Below are 25,133 nucleotides of genomic sequence, written 5' to 3'. Positions count from 1 at the left end.
GGCTCAGGGGCAGGCCTGGGCGCCGGCCCAGCCCTTCAGGAAGCCGCGGCGCACGGCGCCGGCGGTGATGGCGGCCGCCACGGCACGGTCGTAGCGCTCGGCGCCGCTGAGCTTGCGCACCCAGCCGCGGAAGGGGATCACGCCCTCGGCCGCGCTCTGCAAGGCCTTGCCGGCGGCGGCGCCCACGGCATCGCTGCCGCGCTCCAGCAGGCTGGGCTTGTTGGGATCGGGCGGGCTGTCCAGGTCGGCCCCCAGCACCGCATCCAGTTCGGCCAGGTTCTGCGCGCCGGCGGCGCAATTGGCCGGGGCGGCATAGGGCGCCTTGCGCGCGGCCTGCAGCACGGGCGGGATGTCGGCGCGCACCAGGTTCAGATCGCTCAGCGGCGTCAGGGCCGCCTTCTGGACGCCGGCTTGCGCGCCCTCCTGCGGCTGACTTGCGCAGGCCGTCAAGCAAAGGCTGAAACACAGCAGCAGGGTTCGCATTCAGTTCTCCTCGGGGTGGGCACGCAGCGCCCCGGCCGTCCAAGCCGCGCCGGCCAGGTCCAGGGCGCCAAACAAGAGCAGGGTCCAGGGTGCGTTCGCCGCCAGCACCAGGCCCACGCAGGCCAGCGCGAACAGCGCCCGGCCCCAGAGCGTGGCGCGGAAGAAGGCGCGCACATCGGCCGCGCCCATGGCCCAGTAGTACGCTCCTAGCACCGCGGCCAGCACGCCGACCATGCGGATCCACAGCTCCTGTGGCGGCGCAAAGCCCAGTGGCACGAGCAGCAGCTGCGGCGCCGTCATCAGCAGCAGGCCGGTGGCCATGGCGTAGGCGCCGAAGGCCTGGACGGTAAAGGCGGGTCGAACCATGGTGGAGGCCGGCAGTGGCAACGGCGGCGACTGTAGACCCGCCCGCTATGCTCGCGCGCTTGATCCGATTCCTCGGGCGTCGCGCGCCCCCTGCCTGCATGAGCCTCGCCACCCCCTTGCAACGCCGCAGTTCCTGGATCCTTGCGATCGCCCTCGGTTTGAGCGGCCTGAGTCTGGCCCCGGCCGTCGAGGCCGCTCCCGCCAAGACCACGGCCAAGAAGAAGGCCGCGCCCAAGCGCACCAGCACGCCCAAGGCCAACCCCAAGACGAATGCGGATCTGGCCCCGGCCGCCAGCGTCACCAGCAGCCGCTCGCCCACCGAGATCATCAACAGCGCCCCGCCCGAGGCCTGGCGCAGCCCGGCCCCCGACAACATCGTGCTGATGGAGCTGCAGACCGGCGCGGCCGGCACGCCGCCGGCCCAGGTGTGGTTCGAGCTGGCGCCGCGCTTTGCGCCCGCGCACGCCGCCAACATTCGCGCCCTGGTGCGCGCCGGCTACTTCGATGGCCTGGCCGTGCTGCGCGTGCAGGACAACTTCGTCACCCAATGGGGCGACCCGGGTGAACCGGCCGGCGCCGAGAACGCCAAGACCCGGCCCCTGCCTGCGGGCGCTCAGGAAAAGATTCCGGCCGAATTCAGCACCGCCTTTGCCGCCCTGCCCTTCACGCCGCTGCAGGAAACCGATGGCTGGGCGCCGATCAACGGCTTTGTCGACGGCTTCCCGGTGGGCGCCGACCGCGCCAGCGGCAAGGCCTGGATCGCGCATTGCTACGGCACCATCGGCGCCGGCCGTGGCAACGAGGCCGATTCGAGCAATGGCAGCTCGCTCTATGCCGTCATCGGCCAGGCGCCGCGCGCACTGGACCTGAACATCACCGTGGTGGGCCGCGTGCTCAAGGGCATCGAACACCTGGCCGCGCTGCCGCGCGGTGGCGGCCAGATGGGCTTCTACGGCGCCAACGAAACCCGCACGCCCATCCTGAAGAGCCGCCTGCTGGCCGATCTGCCCGAGGCCGAGCGCCCGAGCGTGAAGGTGCTGCGCGACGACACCCCGGCCTGGGCCGAATGGGTGGCCTCGCGTCGCAACCGCAGCGGCTGGTTCGTGCACAACCCGGGCCGGGTGGACCTGTGCAGCACCAGCGCGCCGGTGCGCATCACCGCCCCCGGCGCCGCACCATGAAGCAGCGCCAGGCCGGCGGCCTGGCAGCCTGGTTCGTCCGCGCCCTCGGCCTGGCTCTGCTGGGCCTGGCCCTGAGCTTCGCCGCCTTCCGCGCCCCGGATCGCCCCCTGGAAAGCCTGGTGGCGCGCTGGGCGCCGCCGCCCTCGCAGTTCATTGAGCTGCCGCTGCGCGGCCGCACGCAGCTGGTGCACCTGCGCGACGAAGGCCCGCAGACCGACCTCCTGCCCCTGGTGCTGATTCATGGCACCAGCGACAGCCTGCATGTCTGGGACGCCTGGGTGCGCGAGCTCAGCAAGACCCGGCGGGTCATCCGCATGGACCTGCCGGGCTTCGGCCTCACCGGCCCAGCCGCCGATGGCGACTACCGCATCGGCGCCTACGTGGATTTCCTCTGGGCCGTGCTGGACCGGCTGCAGCTGCGCCGCGTCGTGTTGAGCGGCAATTCGCTCGGCGGCGAGGTGGCCTGGATGAGCGCGGCGCGCCAGCCCGAACGCGTGGCCGGCCTGCTGCTGCTGGACCCGAGCGGCCTGCCCTTCGAGCCCGAGGCCCTGCCGCCCGGCTTCATCGCCAGCCGCTTTGCGCCCACCGCCTTTCTCTCGCGCTTCCTGCTGCCGCGGCCGGTGGTCAAGGCCAGCGTGGAATCGGTGCTGGGTGACCCGGCAAAGCTCAGCGCCGCCGAGCTCGACCGCTACTTCGAGATCACCCTGCGCGAAGGCAACCGCCAGGCCTTGGCGGAGCGCGTGCAGGCCTTTCTGGCCGAGGTGCACACCGATCTGTACAAGCAGGCCTGGCAAGGCCTGCAGACGCCGGTGCTGCTGATCTGGGGCGAGCGCGACCGGCTGATTCCGCCCAAGACGGCACAACAGTACCAGGCCCTGCGCGCGCCCGGCGCCCCGCCGGCCGAGCTGCGCCTGCTGCCCGGCGTGGGCCATGTGCCCCAGCTCGAAGCCCCCGAGGCCGCGCTGGCGGCCGCCCGCCCCTTCCTCGATTCCCTGCGCTGATGTCCTGATGTCCGGCTCCATCCTCAACATTTCCGCCTACCGCTTCGTCGCCCTGCCCGATGCAGCCGCGCTGCGCGACACCCTGCAGACCCGCGCGCAGACGCTTGAGCTCAAGGGCACGGTGCTGCTGGCCGAGGAAGGCATCAACCTCTTCCTGGCCGGCCCGGCCGAAGCCGTGGGGGCCTGGGTGGCAGCGCTGGAGCAGGACGCCCGTTTTGCCGACCTGCAGCCCAAGGAGAGCTGGAGCGAGCACCAACCCTTCAAGCGGCTCAAGGTCAAGGTCAAGCGCGAAATCATCCGCATGGACTGCCCGCAGATCCGCCCCGACCGCGCCGCCCGCGCGCCGGCCGTGGACGCGGCCACGCTGAAGCGCTGGCTGGACCAGGGCCATGACGACGCCGGCCGCCCGCTCAAGCTGCTGGACACCCGCAACGCCTTCGAGGTGGACTACGGCGCCTTCGACGGCACGCTGGACTGGCGCATCCACAAGTTCACCGAGTTCCCCGCCGCGCTGGAAGCCCACCGCGCCGAGCTGGAGGGCCACACCGTGGTGAGCTATTGCACCGGCGGCATCCGCTGCGAAAAGGCCGCCCTGCTGATGCAGGAGCGCCTGCCCGGTACGCCGGTGTTCCAGCTCGAAGGCGGCATCCTCAAGTACTTCGAACTGGCCGGCGGCGCGCATTACCACGGCGGTTGCTTCGTGTTCGATGAGCGCGAGTGCCTGGACCCTGATCTGAGCGAGAAGCACCCGCAGCGCCTGGGTTAAGGTGGCGCCCCTTCCGAGGAGTTTTCCCATGCAACGACGTCTACTTGCCCTGGCCCCGCTGCTGGCCCTGCTGTGTCTGGGCAGCGCCCAGGCCCAGGGCCCCAAGCTGCGCATCGGCGTGGAAGGTGCCTACCCCCCGTTCAGCGAGGTGGGCGCAGATGGCCAGCTCAAAGGCTTCGAGATCGAGCTGGCGCGCGAGTGGTGCGCCCGCATGAAGCGCGAGTGCGAGCTGGTGAAGACCGATTTCGACGGCCTGATCCCGGCCCTGCAGGCGCGCAAGATTGACGCCATCGTGGCCTCGCTGTCCATCACCGAGCAACGGCGCAAAACCATCGGCTTCAGCAAGCCCTACTACAGCACGCCGCAGACCTTCATCGCCCGCAAGGGCACGGCCGACGACATCAGCCCCGTGGCGCTGAAGGGCAAGAAGATCGGCGTGCAGTCGGCCACCATCAACGAGGCTTATGTGAGCGCGCTGTACAAAGACAGCACTATCGTGCGCTACGCCTCGCAGGACCAGGTCTATCTGGACCTGAAGGCCGGCCGGGTGGATTACTCGCTGGTGGACAAGACCGCCGCGCAGACCTTCATCGATTCGCCCAACGGCGCCGGTGTGCAGACCATCGGCCCGGCGCTGCGCGACAGCAAGTACTTCGGCGAAGGCGTGGGCGTGGGCCTGCGCAAGGCTGATGTGGCGAGCTTGGGGGCGCAGTTCAACGCCGTGATCGCCGCCGGCCAGGCCGATGGCAGCTTCAAGCGCCTGGCGGCCAAGTACTTCCCCTACGACATTTCGCCGCCCTGAGCGTTAAGGACGCCCGCGCCAGACGTTAAGGTGCGGGTTTTCGTCACAACGATGGCGGCGCACTGGGCCCACCGCCATCTCAGCATCCGTCGGCCCCTTTCGAGGAAATCCCATGCTCCGTCGCTCCCTGGCCGCTCTGGCCGCCGTCGCGTTGGCCACCGCCATGGCTCCTGCCAGCGCCCAAGACAAGAAGCTCAAGATTGGCGTCGAGGGCGCCTACCCCCCGTTCAGCGAAGTCGGTGCCGACGGCAAGGTCAAGGGCTTCGAGATCGACCTGGCCCTGGCCTGGTGCGCGCAGATGAAGCGCGAGTGCGAGCTGGTCAAGACCGATTTCGACGGCCTGATCCCCGCTCTGCAAGCCCGCAAGATCGACGCCATCGTGGCCTCGATGTCCATCACCGATGAGCGCAAGAAGGCCATCGCCTTCAGCAAGCCCTACCTGGCTTCGCCGGCCATCTTCGTGGCCAAGAGCGGCACCGGCAAGGATGTCTCGCCCGCCGCACTGAAGGGCAAGAAGATCGGTGTGCAGTCCGCCACCACCTTCGAGACCTACGCCAACGCGCTCTACAAGGACAGCACCATCGTGCGCTACCAGAGCCAGGACCAGATCTATCTGGAACTGAAGGCCGGCCGCGTGGACTACACCCTGGTGGACAAGTTCGCCGTGGACAGCTTCCTGAAGTCGGACGCCGGCAAGGGCATGAGCTTCGTCGGTCCGGACATTGACGACGCCAAGTACTTCGGTGTCGGCATCGGCATCGGCATGCGCAAGGCCGACGAGAAGACGCTGGGTGCGCAGTTCAACAGCGCCATCGACGCCGTGTTCGCCAACGGCAGCTACGCCAAGATGTCGAGCAAGTACTTCGCGTACGACGTCGCCCCGAAGAAGAAGTGATCAGGATCTGACCCATGCTCCATGGCTTTCTGCCCAGTCTGCTGCAGGGTGCCCTGCTGACGCTCAGCGTGGCCCTGCTCTCGCTGGCGGTGGCCATGGTGCTGGGGCTGATCGGTTGCTTCGCCAAGCTGAGCCGCCAGCGCTGGTTGCGCTGGCCGGCCCAGTGGTACACCACCATCATCCGCGGCGTGCCCGATCTGGTGCTGGTGCTGCTGGTGTTCTACGGCGGCCAGATCCTCATCAATGATCTGGCGCTGCGCCTGGGTTACCAGGATTACATCGACGTCGACCCCTTCGTGGCCGGCGTGCTCACCATCGGCTTTATCTTCGGCGCTTACCTCACCGAGGCCTTCCGCGGCGCCTACCTGGCGGTGCCGCCGGGCCAGCGCGAGGCCGGCATGGCCTACGGCATGAGCCCCTGGCAGGTGAGCTGGCGCATCCAGCTGCCGCAGATGCTGCGCCACGCCCTGCCGGGCGTTTCCAACAACTGGCTGGTGCTGGTCAAGAGCACCGCCATCGTCTCGGTCATCGGCCTGGACGATTTGATGAAGCGCGGCAATGACGCCGCCGGCGCCACCAAGGAGCCCTTCGTGTTCTTCATGGCCGTGGGCCTGATCTACCTGCTGTTCACCAGCTGCAGCGAAGTGCTGTTCGCCTGGCTGCAGCGCAAGCTCGCCATCGGCGTGCGCCAGGGGAAGCTCTAAATGGAAGGCTGGCAAACCATCGCCGAGAACCTGCCGCAGTTCTTCTCCGGCACTTGGATCACGCTGCAGCTGCTGGCCATCTCACTGGCCTTCGGCCTGCTGATTGCCGTGCCCCTGGGCGTGCTGCGTGCCATGCACAACCCCTGGATCTGGCGCCCGGTGTGGCTCTACACCTATGTGTTCCGCGGCACGCCGATGCTGGTGCAGCTGTTCATCATTTATTACGGCCTGGGCCAGTTCGAGTGGGTGCGCCAGAGCTTTGCCTGGGCCTGGCTGCAGGACGCCTGGTTCTGCGCCTGCCTGGCCTTCGTGCTGAATACGGCGGCCTACACCACCGAGATCATTGCCGGCGCCATCAAGTCGCTGCCGGCCGGCGAGATCGAGGCCGCCAAGGCCTATGGCATGGGGCGGCTGACGATGATGCGCCGCATCGTGCTGCCGGCCGCGCTGCGCCGCGCCCTGCCCGCCTATGGCAATGAGGCCATCTTCATGCTCCAGGGAACCTCGCTGGCGATGCTGGTGACGATCGCCGACATCACCGGCGTGGCCAAGCGCATCTACGCGGTGCACTACATCCCCTTCGAGGCCTACATCACGGCCGGGGTGTTCTACCTGGTGCTGACGATGGCCCTGGTGGCCGTGTTCCGCTGGGCCGAGAACCGCTACCTCAAGCCGCTGATGCCGCGCTGAACGAAGCCCGCCGCTGGCGAGCGTTGCATTAAGTCGCCCGGCCTTCAAGGCCGGCGCGCGAACTCCACCGGCAGATCGCTGCGCGGCAGGGCCACCAGCAGCACCGGGTAGGTGATGACCACGGTGCAGGCAATGCCGGGCGGGATGGGGCGCTCGCGGTAGGCCACCAGCAGCTTGCCAGCCTCGGCGCGCACGTCCACGATCTCCAACGAGGCGCAGCCGCTGCTGCCCTGCTCGGCAATGGCCAGCACCATGTCCTGGCCGAAGTCCACCTGCGGCTCGGGGCGGTAGGGACTGCTCTGCAGCTGCCAGGCGTCCACCAGGGCCTTGAACTCGGCGGCACTGCGGACGACCCGCTGCTCGCTGGGGGCGGCTTCAACCAAGCCGCGGTGCAGGTTCAGCACCTCCCAGGCCTGCACCTGCACGCTGATCTGCGCGCTCACGGCGGGGAAGTCCTCGCGCTCCACCCGCACGTGGTAGCGGCCCACCTGCGGCGGCGCCGTGTACTGGCCGCTCAGGGCATCGATGCGGCCGCCCTCGGCCTCCAGCACCGACCAGCGCAGCGGCTGGCGGATGTACATGACGTTGGGCGGGTAGTTGGTGTCCGCACTGAATCGCCAGCTCTGGCCCACGCGCAGGCTGAGCTCGGGCGCCGGCACGCCCAGGCGCGGCACGAAGGCATCGCGCGCCAGCACTCTCACCTCCACCGTGGCCCCGATGCCGGCGAAGTCGTCCCGTACCACCTGGACGTGATAGGTGCCGGGCTGGGCCGGGGCCTGGTAGGCGCCGCTCAGGGCGTCGATGCTGCCGCCGTCCGCCTCCACCACGCGCCAGCGCAGCGGCGGGCGCAGGTAGCGGCCATTCGGCGGGTAGTTGGTGGCCGCCGTGAAGCGATGGCTTTGCCCGGCTGCGAGCGTGATCTGGCGGTCCGCCAGCGCCAGTGTGGGCACGAAGGCGGCGGCTTCGGGGAGCGGCCCACCGCTGGCCAGCAGGCGCGCCCAGCTGCTCCATTGCTCGGCGCTGGCGCGCTCCTTCAGGGCGTCCAGCAGCTGGTCCTGCGGGTCGTTCGAGGGCTGGCCGGGCATGGCGGCCTTCAGGGGCGCGGCCACCAGATCCGGCAGCAGGCTCAGGTCCACCACGCCGTTGAGCAGGCGGCGCACATCGCTCTCGGCAGCGCGCCACTCGGCGGCGCTGGGCGCGCTGGCCGGGTTGAAGCCGTCAAACAGGCTGACCGCGTCCTTGCGGCTGGCGCGCAGCACCAGCAGCTCGGTCAGCGGGGTGATGTTGACCAGCGCCTGCTCGCCCGCCCCCAGGGCGAGGGAGTGCAGGCGGGTGCCGTCGCTCGCGCTCACCCTCAGCAGGCAGGGCTGGCTGGCGCCGCTGAGCTGCAGGCGAAAACTGCCATCGGCTGCGGTGGTGGCAGAGCCCTCGGCACCCGCGCACCTGGCCTGCACGCTGGCATTCGCCAGGGCCAGGCCCACCGCCGCGGTGCCGCTGAGCGTCAGGCTCTTAGGAGCCGGCAGTGGCGCCGGTGCGGGCGCCAGGTTGGAGCCGCCGCCACCGCAGGCGGCCAGCAGGCCAAGCAGGCCGGCCAGCAGCGGCTGGCGCAGCTTCGACTCGTGGTTGGAAATAGGGCTGGGCATGGGAACTCCGCTCGACGCGGCGCAGGAGTGTCCCTCGCACCCCGTGGAGCGAAGCACGGGGTGCGGGTAAACGGGTGTTTCAGCGGCCGAGGTCGAACACCAGCACCTCGGCCTGCTCGCCCTGCTCGAACTGCAGGCGCAGCGCAGCACCGGCCCCCGGCTCCAGCTGCAAGGCATCGCCCGCGGCCAGGCGCTCGCCGTTCACCACCAGGCTGCCGCGCGCCACATGCACGTAGGCCAGGCGGCCCGGGGCCAGCGCCAGCTCGGCTTGCTCAGCGCCATCGAACCGGCCGGCAAACAGGCGCGCGTCCGAATTGATGGCCACCAGCCCCCCCTCGGGTGCGGCCAGCAGTCCCAAGCGACCGCGCAGGCTGGCGGGCTCGATGCTCGCCTGCTCGTAACCCGGCGCACCGCCGCGGCTGCGCGGCAGCAGCCAGATCTGCAGCAGGTGCACGGGGGCGGCGCTGTGGTTCATCTCGCTGTGCAGCACGCCACTGCCGGCGCTCATGCGCTGGATCTCACCCGGGCGGATCACCCCGGCATGGGCGCCGCCGGCCTCGCCCACCCCGCCGCGCACAGCGGCGGGATCCCCGTTCCCCATCGAGTCCCGGTGCGAGAGCTCGCCTTCCAGGATGTAGGTGACGATCTCCATGTCCCGGTGGCCATGCGTGCCGAAACCGCTGTGCGGCGCCACGCGGTCTTCATTGATGACACGCAGCACGCCGAAGCCCATGCGGCTGGGCTCGTACCAATCGGCAAAGGAAAAGCTGTGCTTGGCCTGCAGCCAACCATGGTTGGCGGCACCGCGCTGTTCGGAACGAAAGACCGTTTGCATGACAGAGCTCCTAGGGAATGCCCTCACTCTAGGGGCTGCGTGCCACCCGGTGGGCAAGGCAGGATGACGAGGTCGTTCAAATCCTTTAAACCCAGGCTGAGCCATGCACATCGCCGACAAGCGCAGCGTCCTCACGCCCGACGCCCTCGCCATGGTGGACGCCATTGCGCGCACCGGCAGCTTTGCCGGCGCCGCACGCGAGCTGGGCAAGGTGCCCTCGGCCCTGACCTATTCGGTGCGTCAGCTCGAAGATGCCATGGACGTGCTGCTGTTCGACCGCAGCGCGCGCCACGCCCAACTCACCGCCGCCGGCCAGGAGCTGCTGCTCGAAGGCCGCCGCCTGCTGATCGAGATCGATGCCGTGGCCAACCGCGTCAAGCGCATCGCCACCGGCTGGGAGGCCGAGCTGACGATCGCCGCCGATGACGTCATCGCCCGCGCGCCGCTGTTCGACCTGATCCAGTCCTTCCAGACCCAGCAGATCGAGCCCTGCCCGCATGCGCCGGGCAAGCCCGCCGGCGGCCCCGAGCACCCGCCCACGCGCTTGCGCCTGCGCACCGAGGTGCTGTCCGGCACCTGGGAGGCCCTGGTGTCGGGCCAGGCCGATCTGGCCATCGGCACCAATTCCTCGCCGCCGGGCTCGCACATCAGCTGCGAGGTCATCGGCGAGCTGAGCTTCGTGTTCGTCATTGCCCCCAGCCACCCGCTGGCCGCGCTGGACGAACCGCTGACGGCCCAACAGATCGCCCAGCACCGCATCATTGCCGTGGCCGACACCGCCCGCCAGCTCACCCAGATGACCCTGGGCGTGGTGCCCGGCCAGGACGTGCTGACCCTGCCCACGCTGCAGAGCAAGCTCGAAGCCACGCTGCGCGGCCTGGGCTGCGGCTGGCTGCCCGAGCCCATGGTGCGCGAACCCCTGGAGCGCGGCCTGCTGGTGCGCAAGAGCACCTTTGACGACCGCCGCATCACCCTGCACTACGCCTGGCGCGTGGGTGCGCAGCCGCCCGGCAAGGCCCTGAGCTGGTGGCTGCAGCAGCTCAAGAGCGAGGCCACGCGGCGCGCCCTGCTCGAACACCACCGGCTCTGATGGCCTACGTCGGTCGTTTCGCGCCGTCGCCGACGGGGCCCCTGCACGCCGGCTCGGTGCTGGCGGCGCTGGGCAGTTGGTTGGACGCCCGCGCCCACCAGGGGCGCTGGCAGGTGCGCATCGAGGATGTCGACCGGCCGCGCTGCCCGCCCGGCACCGACAAACTCATCCTGGCCCAGCTCGATGCCCTGGGCCTACGGCCCGACGCGCCACCGAGCTGGCAATCGCAGCGCGAGGCGCTGTACGAGCAGGCGCTGCAGCGGCTCATCGCCGCCGGCCTGGCCTACCCCTGCGCCTGCACCCGCAAGGAGCTGGCCGCCGCGCAGTCCCAGCGCGAGCGGCATGGCGAGCTGGTCTACCCCGGCACCTGCCGGCCCGAGAACGGTGGCCTGCGCGGCCGCCCGGCGCGCGCCTGGCGATTCCGGGTGCCGGCGGGCGTGGTGCACTGGCAGGACCGCCGCCTGGGCCCCCAGCAGCAGGATGTGGCTCAGGCGGTGGGCGACTTCGTGCTCAAGCGCGCCGACGGGCTCTGGGCCTACCAGTTGGCGGTGGTGGTGGACGACGCCGAACAAGGCATCAGCGACGTGGTGCGCGGTGAAGACCTGGCCGATAACACGCCCCGCCAGATCCTGCTGCAGAAGGCGCTGGGCCTGCCGACGCCCCGACACCTGCATCTGCCCCTGGTGCTGGCGGCCGATGGCCAAAAGCTCTCCAAGCAGAACGGCGCCGCCGCTTTCGACAGCAGCGAACCACTGCAGGCGCTGCAGGCGGCCGCCGCGGGCCTCAGTCTGCAGGGCCTTCCCCCGTCCGCCACGCTGCCTGATTGGCTCCATGCCGCCACCCGGGCCTGGGCCGCGACAATCGCGCCCTTTTGACCGGAGCCATTCCATGAACACCCTGCCCAGCGGCCTGCAATTTGAAGACACCACCGTCGGCGAAGGCGCCGAAGCCCAAGCCGGCCGCACCGTGCGCGTGCACTACACCGGCTGGCTGTGGAAGGACGGCGAAAAGGGCGCCAAGTTCGACAGCAGCAAGGACCGCGGCCAGCCCTTCCACTTCCACCTCGGCGGCGGCGAAGTGATCCGCGGCTGGGACGAGGGCGTGCAAGGGATGAAGGAAGGCGGCACCCGCGTGCTGATCATCCCGCCCGAGCTGGGCTATGGCGCGCGCGGCGCCGGCGGTGTGATTCCGCCGAACGCCACCCTGTGCTTTGAAGTCGATCTCTTGAAAGCCTGATCAACCCAGCATGCCCAAGGGCGTGCTGGAGAAATTGCCCAGATTGGGCAGCACATAGGGCAGCTCGGTGGCGCTCAAGCCCATCCAGCGGCCCAGCTCGGCACCCAGCTGGGTGACAGCCGTGCTGGGCAGCAGGCGGCCCGAGCCCACGTCATCGGCCGTGCCCAGTGCCGTGACCGGGAAGTTGCCGTAGATGTTGCGGCCGCGCACGGCACCGCCGACGACGAAATGGTGCGAGCCCCAGCCGTGGTCGCTGCCGTCGCCATTGCTGACCAGGGTGCGGCCGAACTCCGAGGCGGTGAACAGCGTGACCTGGTTCTGCAGGCCCAGCGCCGTGAGGGCCTGCATGAACCAGTCCACCGACAGCGCCACGCGGGCCATGTGGTTGGGCTGGTCGCGCAGCTGGCTGTTGTGGGTGTCAAAGCCCCCGAGCGAGACCATGAAGACCTGGCGGCGCAGACCGAGGCGCTGGCCGCTTTCCACCAGGCGCGCCACCATGCGCAGCTGCTTGGCCAGCCCCTCATTGGCCAGCGTCACGGCGTTGGCCGCGCCCAGTTGCACAGGCGTGGTCGGCAAGGCGGCGGTCTGGGTCTGCGCCAGCGCGGCCTGCAGGGCGGCGCTGGTGTCCAGCGAGCGGCGCATCACCGCCGCGTACTCGGCCGAATAGGGGTCGTTGCCCGCTGCCACCAGGGTGCGGCGCAGCACGCTGGCCAGCTGGGACGAGCCCAGGGTCCAGCTGTTGCTCAGCCCCCGCACGCCCACCGGTCCCTCGCTGCCAACCTGGTACTGCACCGCTTGCGCGCCACTCAGGAACACGGCATTGCCGCTGACCGAGATGGCCGTGAACACCGGCTGGGCGTTGGCGGACATCAGGATGTCGCCCATGCGCCCGCCCCAGCCGCTGGGTGCGCCTTCGGCCTGCAGGGATTGCCAGGCGGAGGTCTGGTCGTTGTGCGAGAAGAGCTTGGGCGGCAGGTTGCGGCCCTGCTGGAAGTCGGTCTTGCTGACCGGTCGCTGCAGCGGGCCCACATTGGCCAGCACGGCGGCACGGCCGCCTTCGTAGAGTGCGCGCAGCGGTGCCAGCTCGGCCGGCATGCCGAAGCTGCGGCCGCTGGCCTGGCGGTTCTGGCTGATGGGCTGCAGGCTGGCCAGCGGCACGGCCAGCTCACGCCGAGCGGCGGCATATGTCGAGTAGTTGGCGCTGTCGGTCGGCACCACCCAGTTGTGCATGTCGCTGCCGCCATGCAGGTACAGGCAGACCAGGGCACGGTAGCCGGTAGACACATCGGCCGCCTGGGCCGATTGGTGGGCCAGGGTGCCCAGGCCGGCCAGGCTGAGTGCCAGCGGCGTGGCCGGGCCGACGGCCGAGAGCGCGGCGGCGCTGCGCAGGAACTGGCGGCGGGAAGCGTGATGGCTCATGGCAGGTCTCACTGGATGTTGAACTCGGGGGCGCTGAGCGCCACGTACACGGCGATGCGGACCCGGTTGAGCTGGCTGGCGGCGTCATTGCCGCCCACACCCGCCATGGCCTCGATCAGAGCCGACTGGAGCGCGGCCGACATGCGGCCCGCATACAGCTGCTGGTTCAGGCGCTGCACCACGGCCTGGGCATTGCCGGTGTTGAGCAAGTTCACGAGCGGCGTGTAGTCGGCCACCACATCGGCGCTGCTGCCATTCCAGCCCAGGCCACCGCCGGCCATGGACTCGGCGCGGTTCACCCAGGTGGCGGTGCTGCCCTCGTTGACGATCTGGAACTCCGGCGCCACCCCGCCCTGCTGGGCGATGACGGTGCCCGGCGGCGTGTAGCCGGGGCGGAAGTAGCCGAACACCGAGGGCGCGTTCGTCACCATCTGCGCCAGCGGCTCGAAGTCGTAGACCATCTGGAACTCACCGCTGGGCGAGCGGGCATCAAAGGCGCGCAGCCAGTGCGCCACGCGCAGCACAGGCTCGCGCAGCTTGCCGGGCGAACTGGCCATATTGAAGGTGGTCTGCGCCCAGCCGGCCTCGCCATCCAGCAACACGGCGCGCACGGTGGCACCCAGGTCGCCGCGCACACCGCGACCGTTGTTGGCAAAGGCTGCCGCCACGCGCTGCACATAGGCCGGGCTGGGGTTGCTGCGGGTGAAGCGCTGGATCAGCTGCTTGGCCACGAAGGGCCCCATATTGGGGTGCTGGAACAGCGCATCCAGCGCCAGCTTCAGGCGCTGGGCCGGCGCCGCGCTGCCCGGAATGGCCACCGCGTTGGGCTTGCCGGCGAACAGCACGACATCCGCCGTCGAGGCCTGGCCCGGGTAGGCCTTCATGCGCTGCAGGTCGATCTGCGTATCGGCCGCGGCGCTGTAGTCCGGGCTCTTCCAGCGGAAGGTGCTTTCAGTGAGCTGGTTGTCCGGGAAGGCCCAGGACCAGCCGGTGAACACCTTGGCCAGGGCCATCACATCGGCATTGGTGTAGGTCTCGATCGGCTGGCCGTTGGCGTCTTTCCGCACGCTGCCATCGGAGTTCAGCTCGTGCAGGCCGATGGTGAAGAGCTGCATCAGCTCGCGCGCGAAGTTCTCGTCCGGCATGCGGCCCGTGGCCGGGTCTTCCTTGCGGTTGCGGATGTGCGAGAGATAGATGCCCATGGCCGGGCTGAGCGCGATGTCCTCGATCAGCTGGCGGTAGTTGCCGAAGGCGTGGCGGTTCAGGATGTCGAGGTAGTTCGCGTAGGCGCGCTGGTGGTGGTAGAGGTTGGAGTCCGCCATCGACACCATCAGGATGTGGTGCAGCGCGAGCGCCGTGCGGCGGCGCAGCTGGTCCTGCCCCTGCGCCACACCCGCCCAGAAGCGCTGCGGCAGCCAGCGCGTCTGGTACTTGCTGCCATTGGGCCGGTAGTCCGCCCCCAGCGCGTACTTGGCCTGGATGTGATTCACGAAGTCGTTGCTCGGCGGCAGGGCCATCTGGTCGGCGATCCAGCGCGTCGGGCTGCTCTGGCTGGCCAGGGTCTCGGCCTCGCCCGGGCGCGGTCCGAAACCAGCCTGCAGCAGGAAACGCGTCGCCTGCGTCACGGCGGGAGACGGCGCCGTGGCAGCCGCCGGCCAGCGCAGGCGCAGGGCCGCGTTCCAGTAGATGCCGCTCTGGCCGGGGCGGGTGTCCACGCCGTCGAAGGCGGCAGCGCCCTTGCCGCGGTCGATCAGGGCGGTGGGGGCTGTGGGCAGCACGGTGGTGGCGCCGCTGCTCAGATAGTCCACGTAGAGGTTGCGGTCCTCGCCGTTGGCGGCTGCGTCGTTGGTGAACACCACGTCCACCTGGGCGCCGGCAACGAGCGTGGGCACCTCCAGGCTGAAGGTCTGGGCGCTGGTGTTGTTGATCTGCAGGGTGCGCACCAGCGTGCCGTTGACACGGACTTCCACGCTGGGGCCCACGCCCTGCACCAGGCTGCCGTAAGCGCGCAGGTTCAGGGTGTCGGCCGCGGCGCCGGCGCACAGGGCCAGCAGCAGGGGCAGGAATGCAAGACGCGGGGGAGTTGAGGCGGCCATGGCAGCAATCTCGGCATTGGAGGCGGCGCGATTGGCGCATGGCCCGGCGCAGCGGGCGGTAGCACTTTGTGTCGACCCGAGCGCGGGACCGCCGAGGCGCATGCACCAGCTTGGCGCCGCAAGTCAGGACTTGTCCGGAGCCGCGTGACGCGTTTCACGCCGGCTGGGTTCCGAGCGGTTCATCGGAGCGGATAAGCGGCACCCGGTTCGGCGCGTGCGCGTCGTCGCCGTCGATGCAATTTGTCGCAGTTCAGCCGCGCAGCCAGTTCAGCCAGGGTTGCCAGGCGGGGGTGCACAGGCCCACCAGCAGCAGCAGGTTCAGGCTGGTCATGGCCCAGGTCCAGCGCAGAAAGGCCGGCTTGCTGATCTTGTGCGCGAACACCTGCTGGCCCAGCAGCGCGCCCGGCCAGCCGCCCAGCAGGGCCAGCAAGTGCAGCGTGAGCTCAGGCACCCGACCGGCGCCGCGCCAGGCCGACCATTTGTCGATGCCATAGACCACGAACAAGGCCATGGACAGGCTGCTGTAGAGCAGCGGCACGGGCCGCGGCAGCGGCCAGGCCAGGTGGATGCCGCCCAGCACCAGGGCGAAGAGCGGAATCACCAGCAGGCGCGTCGAGGCCAGCTGGCGTGGCGAAGGGGGTGCTGCCGCCTGCGCCCGCGCTGGGGGCGGCGCCAGCAACGGCTGCACCTTCACCGCACGCTCGCGGCCGGGGCCGGAGCGGGCGCGGCGAAAGCGCACCGCCTCACCCAGGGCCGGCGCCCGGAAACGCAAACGCCCGGCCAGATCGGCGCGCCGCAGCAGCAAGCGCTCACCGCCCTGGTCGGGCGCAATAAAGCCCAGGCCCTTGACCGCGTCCCATTGCAGGACGCGGCCGCGCTCCTCGCGCGGGCCTGCCATCTATTTACTCGTAGTTGCGACGCGGCTTGCCGAAGCCAGCCGGGCGCTCGGACTTGCGCTCGTCCCACGAACGCTCGGCCTGCGGGCGGTCGCCCTGGCCGCCAAAGGCGGGACGCTCGCCGTAAGGCTTGCGATCACCGAAGGCAGGGCGCTCACCATAGGGTTTGCGATCACCAAAGGCGGGACGCTCGCCGTGGGGCTTGCGATCACCGAAGGCCGGACGGTCGCCGTAAGGCTTGCGGTCGCCGAAGGCGGGACGGTCGCCAAACTGCGGGCGCTCACCATAGGGCTTGCGGTCGCCGAAGGCCGGACGCTCGCCATAAGGCTTGCGATCACCAAACGCGGGGCGATCACCAAACTGCGGGCGCTCGCCATAGGGCTTGCGGTCGCCGAAGGCCGGGCGGTCGCCGAAGGGCTTGCGTTCGCCATCGCGGTCAAAGGGCTTGCGCTCGCCCCAGGGCTTGCGGTCGCCGCCGAAGGACGGGCGGTCGCCGTAGGGGCGGCGCTCGCCACCACCGAACTCGGTGCGCGGACGCTCGCTGAACACCACCGGATCCGGCTTCTTGGGCTCCAGGCCTTCGATGCGGCTCGGCGCTAGCGCTTCCTTGGTGTAGGCCTGCAGGCGGCGCAGGCGCGGCAGGTCTTCGCGCATGGCCAGGGTCACGGCCAGGCCGGAGCGGCCGGCACGGCCGGTGCGACCGATGCGGTGCACGTAGTCCTCGGCCTTCATCGGCAGGCCCAGGTTGATCACGTGGCTGATGGTCGGCACGTCGATGCCGCGTGCGGCGACATCGGTGGCCACCAGCACGCGCAGCTCGCGGCGGCGCAGGCCTTGCAGCGTGCGGTTGCGCTTGCCCTGCGGCATGCCGCCGTGCAGCGCGGCCACGGCATGGCCCAACTCGGCCAGCTGGCCAGCCAGCTGCTCGGCCTCGATCTGCGTGCCGGCAAACACCACGGCCTGGTCGACGGTGGCGTCGGCCAGCACATGCTCCAGCAGGGCGGCGCGGTGGTGCGGGTGGTCGGCCCAGTGCAGGCGCTGCTCGATCTGCGCCTTCTGCTCGGGGGCGGAGGCGACGTCGATGCGCTGCGGCTGGTTCAGCAGCTCGCGGGCCAAGCCACCGACGCGGCCATCAAAGGTGGCGCTGAACATCAGGGTCTGGCGCGGCTTGGGCAGCATGGCGGCGATGGCCTCGATGTCCTCGATGAAGCCCAGATCGAGCATGCGATCGGCTTCGTCCAGCACCAGGGTCTTGATCTCGCTGAGCATGCCGGTCTGGGTGTTGGCCACGTCCAGCAGGCGACCCGGGGTGGCAATCACGATGTCGGCACCGGCGCGCAGGCGCGCCAGCTGAGCCTGGTAAGGCATGCCGCCGACGATGGTGCAGACCGAGAAGCCCGGGATACCGCGGCCGAGCTGGATGGCGGCCTGCGCCACCTGCTGGGCCAGTTCACGGGTGGGGGCCAGCACCAGGCCGATGGGGTTGACCACCGGGCCGTTGGCACGCGGGGTGCGCGGCGCACGCGGGCCACCGCGCTGCGGACGACCGCCGAAGCGCGGCAGGAAGGCCGGCACCAGCTCGGGGTTGCTGGCGCGGCGCGCCAGCACTTGGGTGAGGATGGGCAGCAGGAAGGCCGCCGTCTTGCCGCTGCCGGTGCGGCTGCTGACCATCAGGTCGGTGCCGGCCAGGCCTTGCGGAATGGCTTGGGTCTGCACCTCGGTGGCGTTCTCGTAACCGGCCTCACGGACGGCGGACAGCAGCTGCTCGGGCAAACCCAGGGAATCAAACGACATCTCGAACTCTCTTCTGACAACAAGGCGCCGCACCGGCCTCCTCGGTCGGTGGACACAGGGCCTCCAGGGCCCGTGGGGTCGCTAGGTACTCCGCGGGCCATCAAGTGTGGGGGCCCGATCGGTGCGACGGCATCGCCGCCGACCTGTGCCTGCCGTAGCAGGTCGGACCGATGTGCGGTCCAAGGAGGAGTCAGAGGAGATGAACGAACCGCGCAGTCAGCTGGGCTGTTTGCGCGAAGCTAGCACTGTAACACTGGTGCTAACCCGAATGCACGAACTTCATGATGCCGGTGTGACGTGCTGCACAGCGGCAACACATCTCCTTACAACATACCACCCAGGGCGATTCCTAGGAAAAAACTGTAACTTTCACGCGTAAATTCGCACACCGATTGGAACTTTGGCCATTTTGGCAATCAGGAGCCCGCACCGATGACGGCACTGCGCACCCCCCTGCCCTCGCCCTGGGGTGCGCTGCCGGGCCGCCTGGATCGGCTGCTGCTGGGCTTTTCCGCCTACCTGCTGCCGCTGCTGCTGGGCCTGCTGACCCTGCTGGCGCTGAGCCAGTGGCCGCGCGAGTTTTCCGAATCCAGCCCTGCCGCGCTGGACCTGCGCCGCCTGGAACACCTGAGCAGCCAGCCCAGCCCGGGGCTGCGCGCCCTGCTGAGCCAGCAAGCCACGGCCAAGGCGCACGACACCCGCCTTTCCGAGCAGCCGCAGTGGCTGCAGCTGGTGGTGCCGCCGGCCACGCCCTGGCTCGAATTTCCCTCGCGCCACCTTCAGGCGCTGCGCTGTTGGGACGCCGAAACCGGCACCCTGCTCGGCCAGGCCGATCGCCGCGGACAAACCGGCGCCCTGGAGGCCCTGAAGGCCGGCTTTGCGCTGCACCTGCAGCCCAGCCAGGCCGGCCGAGAGCTGATGTGCCAGGCGCAGGCGGCCGGTCCGGCGCGCCTGCAGGTGCTGGCTTGGCAAGAAGCGGCACTGCAGGATTCGGTACTGCAGTTCCACCATGCCGCCGGCCTGCTGGATGGCGGCCTGACCCTGCTGGCGGCCTTCCTCTTCATCAGCGCGCTGATCAACCGCAACACCAGTTACTCGGTGTTCGCCGTCTGGCTGGTGCTGAACCTGCGCATGGCCGCGCTGTCCGCCGGCTGGGACGCGCAGTGGTTCGGCCACCAGGTGCCGCTGGAATGGCTGTACCCCTTGCGCCAGGCCACGATGGCGCTGTACTACCTCAGCACCTATGCGTTGTTTCGCAGCTTCTTCCGCGAGGAACTGCAGCGCGTGGGCGCCGGGCCGCTGCTCCAGCTGGCGCAGTGGAGCTGCGTGCCGCTGCTGCTGGCGGCCCTGACCCTGCCCTACTCGCAGTTCTTGCCGCTGATGTGGGTCTGCACCGCGCTTGGTGTGGGCGTGCTGGTGCATTACCTGGCGCGCATCCTGTGGGTGACGCGCTCGCAGGTGGCGCTCTGGTACGCGGCCTCACTGGCCATCACCTTGGGCGCGGGCCTGGCCGAGGTGCTGGCGGCGGCCTTCGGGCTGCGCGCCTTCAGCGGCATCGGCAACAGCGTCACCGCCGCGCTCTCCAGCAGCCTGCTGGCCTCGCTCTCGGTGGCGGCCCAGATGAAACAGGCGCAGGATGCCCGCCGCGCCGCGCAGGGCAAGCTGGAGCAGACCTTCTCCGCCCTGCCCATCGGCCTGTTCACGCTGAACCTGCGCGGCCAGTTCCTGGCGGCGAATCCGGCCCTGCAACAGATGCTCGGCAGCCAGGTGCTGGAGCCTGGCGCGAACGATTTCCAACGCCACTTCGAGCCCGGCAGCTGGGTGCGCTTGCACGAGCGCCTGTACGCCAGCCCCCAGGTGGAAATGGAGCTCAACAACCAGGGCGAACGCCGCTTCCTGGTGCGCGCCGCGCTCAGTCAGGACCGCATCGAGGGCTCGCTGCAGGACGTGACCGAGCGCTCGCGCGCGGCCGAGAACCTGCATTTCCTGGCCCATAGCGACACCCTCACGCGCGTGCTGAACCGGCGCGGCATCGAGGCCAGGCTGGACGAGGCGCTCAAGGCCCTGCTGCCCGGCGACACGCTCTGCCTGGCCTATCTGGATCTGGACCGCTTCAAACTCATCAACGACCTCTACGGCCACAGCGCCGGCGACGCCGTGCTGCAGCAGGTCTGCGCGCGCGTGCAGGGCGTGCTGGTGGAGCCCATGCAGTTCGGCCGCGTGGGCGGTGACGAATTCCTCATCGTCATGGCCGGCATCCGCACGCCGCTGGCACGCCTGATCGCCCAGGGCGTGGTGGGTTGCATCGGCAACAGCCCCTACCGCATCGACGAGCGCGCCTTCCATGTGCGCGGCTCCGTCGGCCTGGTGGAGATACCGGCCGGCACGCCGATCAAAGATGCCATCGCGCGCGCCGACCGTGCCTGCCGCGAGGCCAAGGGCAAACCGCAATCCGAAGGCCTGGTGGTGTTCGAGCGCGACTCCCCCGCCCAGCAGGAGCACGAGGCCGAGATGAAGCTCGTTGCCCTGCTCTCCGCCGGCGAAGAGATCCAGGGCCTGCACCTGGCCATGCAGCCCATCATGAGCCTGCTGCAGCCGCGCGGCTCGCTGAACTTCGAGGTGCTTCTGCGCATGCACGACGGCGCCGGCCGCCCGGTGCCCACCCACCGGCTGATCGCCGCCGCCGAACTCAGCGGCCGCATGAGCGTGATCGACCGCTGGGTGCTGCAGCAGACCCTGCTGTGGATCATTCACCACCGCGCCGAGCTGCCGCAGCTGAAGTTCGTCTGCATGAACCTCAGCGGCGCCTCGCTGAACGACGAGCATTTTGTCGAGGACGTGTTCGACATGCTCGAAACGCACATCGAGGCCGCGCCCTATCTGTGTCTGGAGATCACCGAATCGGTGGCCCTGCATGACCTGGCCAATACCCGGCGCTTCATCAGCCAGGTGCGGCAGATCGGTGCCAAGGTGGCGCTGGACGACTTCGGTGCCGGCTACACCTCCTTCAGCTACCTGAAGGAGTTGCCGGGCGATCTGCTGAAGATCGATGGCAGTTTCATCGTCAGCATGAACCAGCACCCGGCCAACATCGCCATCGTCGAGGCCATCGTCAGCCTGGCGCGCAACCTGGGCATGAAGACGGTGGCCGAGTGGGCCGAGGACGCCGAAACGGTGGAGACCCTGGCCGAGATCGGCGTGGATTACGTGCAGGGCTTTGCCGTCGCGCGGCCGCAGTCGCCGCAGGAGCTGCTCAAGCTGCGCTCCGCCGCCGACCTGATCGACGACGAGGCGCTGCACGCCTTCATCCAGCGGGTGGAAACCGGCGGCGCCGTCACCGGCATGTTCGTCGGCTCCAGCCCGGGCTTGTTGCGCCAGTGATCAGTGCAGGGCCCGCGCTGCCACCGGGGCAGCCGCGGGTGCACTTGCCGGGAGTTGCAGGTCCGGGTGCTCGGTGCCGCACATGAAGTTCAGCAAGGGGTGACGCGCCGCCTGCCAGCGCGCCTGGGCGCCCGGCACATGCAGGTGCATCACGCGATGCGGCAGCTGGTGCACATGGGCCATCGCATAGGTCTGGTGCGGGGCCCAGACATCCTCGAACAGTAGGCGCTGGTACTGGCGATCGATGGGCGTGCGGCCCGTGATGACCATGTGGTCCACGCCCTGGCTGCGGCAGATCAGATAGAAGGCCTTGAACAGCGCCGCCTTCACCAGACGACCGCTCACGCCCTGGGCCAGACCCAGGCGCGTGGCCTCGGCCAGGCGGGCGTTCGCCAGCTCCGGCGGCAGGCTCATGGAAGCCTCCAGGTCCAGCGGGCGGCGCGCATTGGTCTGGATGCGCAGGCTGCCCAGCGGGCTGCCGTCCAGCTTGCTGCGCGCCAGCAGCACCCAGTTGCCGGGTTCGCGGTCGGCGGGCTCGGGCTCGCCCAAGGTCTCGGCAAAGCGGGGCAGATGGCGGGCGTAGGCGCTCTGGCGCACCCGCACGGCGTCGCGCAGGTCCTGCTCGCTGCGCGCCACCGTCACCGTGAAGGGCAACCGCTCCTGCACAAGCTCAGCACCGCTGGCCGGGCAGGCTGCCAGCGAGGGGGACACACGCAATTCCGAAACCGAGCCAGTCATCGAGCGCCTCTCCGTGGGGATCCCCCTCATTCAGGGGGTCGGCGGACTGTAGGAATCGGTAACAGGGCTGCGTAGTCAGGCGGGCGCGCTACCCGCTGTCAGACAAATTCCGACAGGGGAACTACCGAGTCGGTGGCGGCGGCTCGCGCCAGCCCGGCAGGCGTACGCCGGTCAGCATGGCCAGGACACGCAACAACGTGGCCGTGCCGGCCGCGGCCAGCAGGCTGGGGCCCTCGCCCCAACCCAGGGCCTGGGCGCCCACCAGCACCCAGCCGCCGGCAAAGGCGCACACGGCGTAGGGCCGGTGGTCGTGGAAGGCCTTGGGGATTTCATTGCAGACGATGTCGCGCAGCACACCGCCGCACACCGCAGTGATGACGCCCATCAGCACCGCCACCAGCGCCGGCAGGCCCTGGTCCAGCGCCAGCTGGGTACCCCCGGCGGTGAACAGACCCAGGCCGAGCGCATCCGGCCACTGCATGGCCCGGTTCGTCACCGCCAGGTGCCGCACCTTCAGCAGGGCCATCGCCGCCAAGCACAGGCCCAGCAGGGCCCACAGCCAATCCGAGTGCTCGACCCAGAAAAAGGGCCGGCGGTCCAGCAGCACGTCGCGCAGGGTGCCGCCACCAAAGGCCGCCAGGCCCGAGACCACGCAGACGCCCACCACGTCCAGGCGCTTGCGCGCGGCTTCGAGCAGGCCGGAGAGCGCAAAGGCCAGCGTGGCCAGCGCTTCGATGCCGGTCAGCCAGGGCGACAGGTTCACAGCAGCTCCGCCTCCAGCCAGCCGCGCAGGGCGTTGAACCAGGCGAAGGCGCTGGCGCGCTGCAGGTCCTCGCGCAGCAGGCGGGCCTCGCGGATGCGCCCCTGCGCCAGCCAATACGCGCGCCCCACGCCGGGCAGCAGGCCGGCTTCGAGCCGCGGCGTCAGCCACGCGCCGTCGATGCACAGCGCGAGGTTGCCGCGTCCGCATTCGGTCAGCTCGCCCTGCGCGTTGTAGAGGATGAGGTCGAAGGCCTCGGGCGGCTTGTGCGCCAGCAGGGCCTCGTAAGCCTCGCGGCGCGTGGTCTTGTATTCAAGGAACTCGCGCGCCAGCCCGCCCGTAGCGATCGGCCCCAGCGCCACCGCCAGCCGCACCGGCTCGGGCGTGGGCTCCAGCGGCTGGCATTCGGTCTGGAGGGTGCGCCCCAGCTGCAGGCGCACGCGCCAGAGGCCCTGCGGATGCGCGGCGGCCACGGCATCCAGCGCCGCCTGCACCGAAGCGCGCTCAAAGCCCAGGCCGAAGTGCTTGGCGCAGCGCGCCAGCCGCGCCAGATGCGCCGCGCCCTGCGGGTACTGGCCATCCTGCAGCCGCAGGGTCTCGATGCCGGCGATCGGCGCGCGCGCACGCTCCAGGAAGCGCGTCTTGGCCTGCCACTCGGCCAGTTCGGCCGCGGGCTCGGAATCCAGCGTGATGCCGCTGCCCACACCGGCACGCAACGCGCCACCGGGGCGCTGCTCCACGGTACGGATCGGCACATTGAAGGTCGTCGCGCCGCCGGGCTGCATCAAGCCCAAGGCCCCGCAGTACCAGCCGCGCGGCGCGGCCTCCAGCTCGCGAATCAGCTGCATGGCGCGGCGCTTGGGCGCGCCCGTCACCGAGCCGCAGGGGAACAGCGCCGCGAACAGCTGCGCCAGGCCGGCGCCCGGCTGGGTGATGGCGGTGACTGTGCTGGTCATCTGCCAGACGGTGGGCAGCTCGTGCAGCTCAAAGAGGCGCGGCACGCGCACGCTGCCGATGCGCGCCACCTGCCCGAGGTCGTTGCGCAGCAGGTCCACGATCATCAGGTTCTCGGCGCGCTCCTTCTCGCTGGTGCGCAGGTAGGTTTGCGCCGCCTCGTCGCTGGCGCGGTCGGCGCCGCGCGGGGCCGTGCCCTTCATCGGTTGGGCGGCCAAGATCCAAGTCTTGCCGTGGTCCGGCAAGGGCCGCCAGTCAAAGAACAGCTCGGGCGAGACCGAGGCCACGCCGGGCTCGTCCCCCAGCTGGCGCAGGAAAAGCGAAAAACCGCCCGGCTGCGCCGCGTGCAAGGCGCGGAACAGCTCGTCCAGGCCAACGCCCGCTTCCAGGGTGCAGAGCAGCCGAGTGGTCAGATTGATCTGGTAGCAATCGCCGGCGCGGATGGCGGCGCGCACGGCCTCGATGTGCTCGGCATCCCGCGCGGGGTCATGCAGGCCCTGCACCCAGGGCTGGCAGCGGGGGCGCTCGGGGCCGGGCTCGGGCCAATCCTGCGGCGCGCGGCGGTAGACGGCAAAGGCCGCCAGCAGGCCTTCCGCGGGCTCGCCCTCCAGCACCGGGTTCAGCGCCGGCGCGGCCTCGTAGCGCAGGCCGCCCAGCACCCAGGCGCCGGCGCGGGCAGCGGCATGCGCGGCGTCGATCACCCCCGCCAGCTCGGCCGGCTGGCGCGCCAGCAGCCACTCGTCCGGCGGCGTGCTCCAGCCGCCACGCAGGCGCTCGCCGTCTTCGCGCGCCAGCGGGTGGCGCGGGAAGTCGAAGGCGGCGAAAAGGGCGTCGCTCAAGCCAGGTTCAGGAAGCTCGCGCGGTAATGCACCAGCTCGTCGATGGACTCGTGGATGTCCGCCAGCGCGGTATGCGCCTGGGCCTTCTTCACGCCCTCCAGCACGGTGGGCTTCCAGCGCCGCGCCAGTTCCTTGAGCGTGGAGACGTCGAGGTTGCGGTAGTGGAAGAAGGCTTCCAGATCGGGCATGTAGTTCACCAGGAAGCGGCGGTCCTGGCAGACCGAGTTGCCGCACATCGGGCTCTTGCCCTTGCCCACGTACTGCTGCAGGAACTCGATCGTGGCCTTGGCGGCGGCGGCTTCGTCGGTGGTCGAGGCCTTGACGCGGTCAATCAGCCCGCTCTTGCCATGCGTGCCCTTGTTCCAGGCGTCCATGCCGTCCAGGGTCGCGTCGCTCTGGTGGATGGCGAACACCGGGCCTTCGACGCGCACCGCCAGATCGGGGCTGGTGACGACGACCGCCACTTCGATGATGCGGTCCTTGTTGGGCTCCAGACCGGTCATCTCGCAGTCGATCCAGATCAGGTTGTTGTCGTTGCGCTCCAGGCTCATGGCAAATCCTTGG

The 25,133-nt window shown here is 69.9% G+C and carries 23 protein-coding genes; 11 read left to right on the top strand and 12 right to left on the bottom strand.

All coding sequences use genetic code 11. The annotated features are described in order from the left end of the window. Positions 1 to 3: 3 nt before the first annotated feature. Positions 4 to 483, bottom strand: a complete 480-nt coding sequence (locus I7X39_RS17200; RefSeq protein WP_198112399.1) for a hypothetical protein — start codon at positions 481 to 483, stop codon at positions 4 to 6. Beyond that, complete coding sequence (locus I7X39_RS17195; RefSeq protein WP_198112398.1) at positions 484 to 849, bottom strand: hypothetical protein; 366 nt, start codon at positions 847 to 849, stop codon at positions 484 to 486. A 98-nt stretch (positions 850 to 947) separates the two neighbouring features. Between I7X39_RS17195 and I7X39_RS17190 the strand changes: the two genes are divergently transcribed. The 7 genes from I7X39_RS17190 to I7X39_RS17160 all read left to right on the top strand — a co-directional run bounded on the left by I7X39_RS17190 (position 948) and on the right by I7X39_RS17160 (position 6,888). Beyond that, positions 948 to 2,030 (top strand): peptidylprolyl isomerase, encoded by a 1,083-nt coding sequence (locus I7X39_RS17190; protein ID WP_198112397.1) that lies wholly within the window; start codon positions 948 to 950, stop codon positions 2,028 to 2,030. Then, positions 2,027 to 3,031, top strand: a complete 1,005-nt coding sequence (locus I7X39_RS17185; protein ID WP_198112396.1) for an alpha/beta fold hydrolase — start codon at positions 2,027 to 2,029, stop codon at positions 3,029 to 3,031. Before I7X39_RS17190 ends, I7X39_RS17185 begins: the two co-directional genes overlap by 4 nt. A gap of 7 nt (positions 3,032 to 3,038) precedes the next feature. Beyond that, positions 3,039 to 3,797 (top strand): sulfurtransferase, encoded by a 759-nt coding sequence (locus I7X39_RS17180; RefSeq protein ID WP_198112395.1) that lies wholly within the window; start codon positions 3,039 to 3,041, stop codon positions 3,795 to 3,797. 28 nt (positions 3,798 to 3,825) lie between these two features. After that, positions 3,826 to 4,599: a transporter substrate-binding domain-containing protein gene (locus I7X39_RS17175; RefSeq protein WP_198112394.1), complete on the top strand. Its 774-nt coding sequence runs from the start codon at positions 3,826 to 3,828 to the stop codon at positions 4,597 to 4,599. 112 nt (positions 4,600 to 4,711) lie between these two features. Further along, complete coding sequence (locus tag I7X39_RS17170) at positions 4,712 to 5,494, top strand: lysine/arginine/ornithine ABC transporter substrate-binding protein (RefSeq protein ID WP_198112393.1); 783 nt, start codon at positions 4,712 to 4,714, stop codon at positions 5,492 to 5,494. 14 nt (positions 5,495 to 5,508) lie between these two features. Beyond that, positions 5,509 to 6,198, top strand: coding sequence for an ABC transporter permease (locus tag I7X39_RS17165; protein WP_198112392.1), 690 nt, complete (start codon positions 5,509 to 5,511; stop codon positions 6,196 to 6,198). Beyond that, on the top strand, positions 6,199 to 6,888 hold the full coding sequence (locus tag I7X39_RS17160; RefSeq protein WP_198112391.1) for an ABC transporter permease: 690 nt from the start codon (positions 6,199 to 6,201) through the stop codon (positions 6,886 to 6,888). 44 nt (positions 6,889 to 6,932) lie between these two features. On the opposite strand, the gene I7X39_RS17155 is transcribed toward I7X39_RS17160, so the two are convergent. After that, a complete protein-coding gene (locus I7X39_RS17155) occupies positions 6,933 to 8,531 on the bottom strand; it encodes a carboxypeptidase-like regulatory domain-containing protein (RefSeq protein ID WP_198112390.1) in 1,599 nt (532 codons plus the stop codon). 79 nt (positions 8,532 to 8,610) lie between these two features. After that, a complete protein-coding gene (locus I7X39_RS17150; protein ID WP_198112389.1) occupies positions 8,611 to 9,366 on the bottom strand; it encodes a pirin family protein in 756 nt (251 codons plus the stop codon). Positions 9,367 to 9,475: 109 nt separating this feature from the next. Between I7X39_RS17150 and I7X39_RS17145 the strand changes: the two genes are divergently transcribed. The 3 genes from I7X39_RS17145 to I7X39_RS17135 are packed head-to-tail and all read left to right on the top strand — an operon-like array spanning position 9,476 to position 11,692. Beyond that, complete coding sequence (locus I7X39_RS17145; protein ID WP_198112430.1) at positions 9,476 to 10,456, top strand: LysR family transcriptional regulator; 981 nt, start codon at positions 9,476 to 9,478, stop codon at positions 10,454 to 10,456. Next, positions 10,456 to 11,331 (top strand): tRNA glutamyl-Q(34) synthetase GluQRS, encoded by an 876-nt coding sequence (gene gluQRS, locus I7X39_RS17140; protein WP_198112388.1) that lies wholly within the window; start codon positions 10,456 to 10,458, stop codon positions 11,329 to 11,331. The genes I7X39_RS17145 and gluQRS overlap by 1 nt, the downstream gene beginning before the upstream one ends. 13 nt (positions 11,332 to 11,344) lie before the next feature. Then, positions 11,345 to 11,692 carry an FKBP-type peptidyl-prolyl cis-trans isomerase gene (locus I7X39_RS17135; protein ID WP_198112387.1) on the top strand — a complete coding sequence of 116 codons (348 nt, stop codon included), beginning with the start codon at positions 11,345 to 11,347 and terminating at the stop codon, positions 11,690 to 11,692. Here I7X39_RS17135 and I7X39_RS17130 read toward each other — a convergent pair whose 3' ends face one another. From I7X39_RS17130 to I7X39_RS17115, 4 genes are all read right to left on the bottom strand, one after another. Further along, entirely contained in the window at positions 11,693 to 13,111 is a 1,419-nt protein-coding gene (locus tag I7X39_RS17130; RefSeq protein WP_198112386.1) for a DUF1501 domain-containing protein, read from the bottom strand. A gap of 8 nt (positions 13,112 to 13,119) precedes the next feature. Next, positions 13,120 to 15,207, bottom strand: a complete 2,088-nt coding sequence (locus I7X39_RS17125) for a DUF1800 family protein (protein ID WP_198112385.1) — start codon at positions 15,205 to 15,207, stop codon at positions 13,120 to 13,122. Positions 15,208 to 15,457: 250 nt separating this feature from the next. Then, on the bottom strand, positions 15,458 to 16,105 hold the full coding sequence (locus I7X39_RS17120) for a DUF1294 domain-containing protein (protein ID WP_198112384.1): 648 nt from the start codon (positions 16,103 to 16,105) through the stop codon (positions 15,458 to 15,460). Positions 16,106 to 16,109: 4 nt separating this feature from the next. Continuing rightward, complete coding sequence (locus tag I7X39_RS17115; protein ID WP_198112383.1) at positions 16,110 to 17,897, bottom strand: DEAD/DEAH box helicase; 1,788 nt, start codon at positions 17,895 to 17,897, stop codon at positions 16,110 to 16,112. Positions 17,898 to 18,329: 432 nt separating this feature from the next. On the opposite strand from I7X39_RS17115, the gene I7X39_RS17110 reads away from it, so the two are divergent. Further along, on the top strand, positions 18,330 to 21,278 hold the full coding sequence (locus I7X39_RS17110) for a putative bifunctional diguanylate cyclase/phosphodiesterase (RefSeq protein ID WP_198112382.1): 2,949 nt from the start codon (positions 18,330 to 18,332) through the stop codon (positions 21,276 to 21,278). Here I7X39_RS17110 and I7X39_RS17105 read toward each other — a convergent pair whose 3' ends face one another. From I7X39_RS17105 to orn, 4 genes are all read right to left on the bottom strand, one after another. After that, positions 21,279 to 22,016 (bottom strand): N-acyl amino acid synthase FeeM domain-containing protein, encoded by a 738-nt coding sequence (locus tag I7X39_RS17105; protein ID WP_198112381.1) that lies wholly within the window; start codon positions 22,014 to 22,016, stop codon positions 21,279 to 21,281. Between the two features lie 121 nt (positions 22,017 to 22,137). Further along, positions 22,138 to 22,779 (bottom strand): trimeric intracellular cation channel family protein, encoded by a 642-nt coding sequence (locus I7X39_RS17100; protein WP_198112380.1) that lies wholly within the window; start codon positions 22,777 to 22,779, stop codon positions 22,138 to 22,140. Then, positions 22,776 to 24,569, bottom strand: a complete 1,794-nt coding sequence (locus I7X39_RS17095; RefSeq protein ID WP_232352021.1) for a chorismate-binding protein — start codon at positions 24,567 to 24,569, stop codon at positions 22,776 to 22,778. Before I7X39_RS17095 ends, I7X39_RS17100 begins: the two co-directional genes overlap by 4 nt. Beyond that, the gene (gene orn, locus I7X39_RS17090) at positions 24,566 to 25,120 is read right to left on the bottom strand and encodes an oligoribonuclease (RefSeq protein ID WP_198112379.1); all 555 of its coding nucleotides are present in this window, start codon (positions 25,118 to 25,120) and stop codon (positions 24,566 to 24,568) included. The genes I7X39_RS17095 and orn overlap by 4 nt, the downstream gene beginning before the upstream one ends. Between the last annotated feature and the right edge of the window lie 13 nt (positions 25,121 to 25,133).

It is taken from the genome of Inhella proteolytica (genome assembly GCF_016093275.1).
Taxonomy (GTDB): Bacteria; Pseudomonadota; Gammaproteobacteria; order Burkholderiales; family Burkholderiaceae_C; genus Inhella; species Inhella proteolytica.
This window is presented reverse-complemented; position numbering and strand designations above follow the sequence as displayed.

Bases quoted from the DNA above. Each gene is read 5' to 3' on its own strand.
- I7X39_RS17200 (WP_198112399.1), bottom strand. From the start codon at position 483: ATGCGAACCCTGCTGCTGTGTTTCAGCCTTTGCTTGACGGCCTGCGCA.
- I7X39_RS17195 (WP_198112398.1), bottom strand. From the start codon at position 849: ATGGTTCGACCCGCCTTTACCGTCCAGGCCTTCGGCGCCTACGCCATG.
- I7X39_RS17190 (WP_198112397.1), top strand. From the start codon at position 948: ATGAGCCTCGCCACCCCCTTGCAACGCCGCAGTTCCTGGATCCTTGCG.
- I7X39_RS17185 (WP_198112396.1), top strand. From the start codon at position 2,027: ATGAAGCAGCGCCAGGCCGGCGGCCTGGCAGCCTGGTTCGTCCGCGCC.
- I7X39_RS17180 (WP_198112395.1), top strand. From the start codon at position 3,039: ATGTCCGGCTCCATCCTCAACATTTCCGCCTACCGCTTCGTCGCCCTG.
- I7X39_RS17175 (WP_198112394.1), top strand. From the start codon at position 3,826: ATGCAACGACGTCTACTTGCCCTGGCCCCGCTGCTGGCCCTGCTGTGT.
- I7X39_RS17170 (WP_198112393.1), top strand. From the start codon at position 4,712: ATGCTCCGTCGCTCCCTGGCCGCTCTGGCCGCCGTCGCGTTGGCCACC.
- I7X39_RS17165 (WP_198112392.1), top strand. From the start codon at position 5,509: ATGCTCCATGGCTTTCTGCCCAGTCTGCTGCAGGGTGCCCTGCTGACG.
- I7X39_RS17160 (WP_198112391.1), top strand. From the start codon at position 6,199: ATGGAAGGCTGGCAAACCATCGCCGAGAACCTGCCGCAGTTCTTCTCC.
- I7X39_RS17155 (WP_198112390.1), bottom strand. From the start codon at position 8,531: ATGCCCAGCCCTATTTCCAACCACGAGTCGAAGCTGCGCCAGCCGCTG.
- I7X39_RS17150 (WP_198112389.1), bottom strand. From the start codon at position 9,366: ATGCAAACGGTCTTTCGTTCCGAACAGCGCGGTGCCGCCAACCATGGT.
- gluQRS (WP_198112388.1), top strand. From the start codon at position 10,456: ATGGCCTACGTCGGTCGTTTCGCGCCGTCGCCGACGGGGCCCCTGCAC.
- I7X39_RS17135 (WP_198112387.1), top strand. From the start codon at position 11,345: ATGAACACCCTGCCCAGCGGCCTGCAATTTGAAGACACCACCGTCGGC.
- I7X39_RS17130 (WP_198112386.1), bottom strand. From the start codon at position 13,111: ATGAGCCATCACGCTTCCCGCCGCCAGTTCCTGCGCAGCGCCGCCGCG.
- I7X39_RS17125 (WP_198112385.1), bottom strand. From the start codon at position 15,207: ATGGCCGCCTCAACTCCCCCGCGTCTTGCATTCCTGCCCCTGCTGCTG.
- I7X39_RS17120 (WP_198112384.1), bottom strand. From the start codon at position 16,105: ATGGCAGGCCCGCGCGAGGAGCGCGGCCGCGTCCTGCAATGGGACGCG.
- I7X39_RS17115 (WP_198112383.1), bottom strand. From the start codon at position 17,897: ATGTCGTTTGATTCCCTGGGTTTGCCCGAGCAGCTGCTGTCCGCCGTC.
- I7X39_RS17110 (WP_198112382.1), top strand. From the start codon at position 18,330: ATGACGGCACTGCGCACCCCCCTGCCCTCGCCCTGGGGTGCGCTGCCG.
- I7X39_RS17105 (WP_198112381.1), bottom strand. From the start codon at position 22,016: ATGACTGGCTCGGTTTCGGAATTGCGTGTGTCCCCCTCGCTGGCAGCC.
- orn (WP_198112379.1), bottom strand. From the start codon at position 25,120: ATGAGCCTGGAGCGCAACGACAACAACCTGATCTGGATCGACTGCGAG.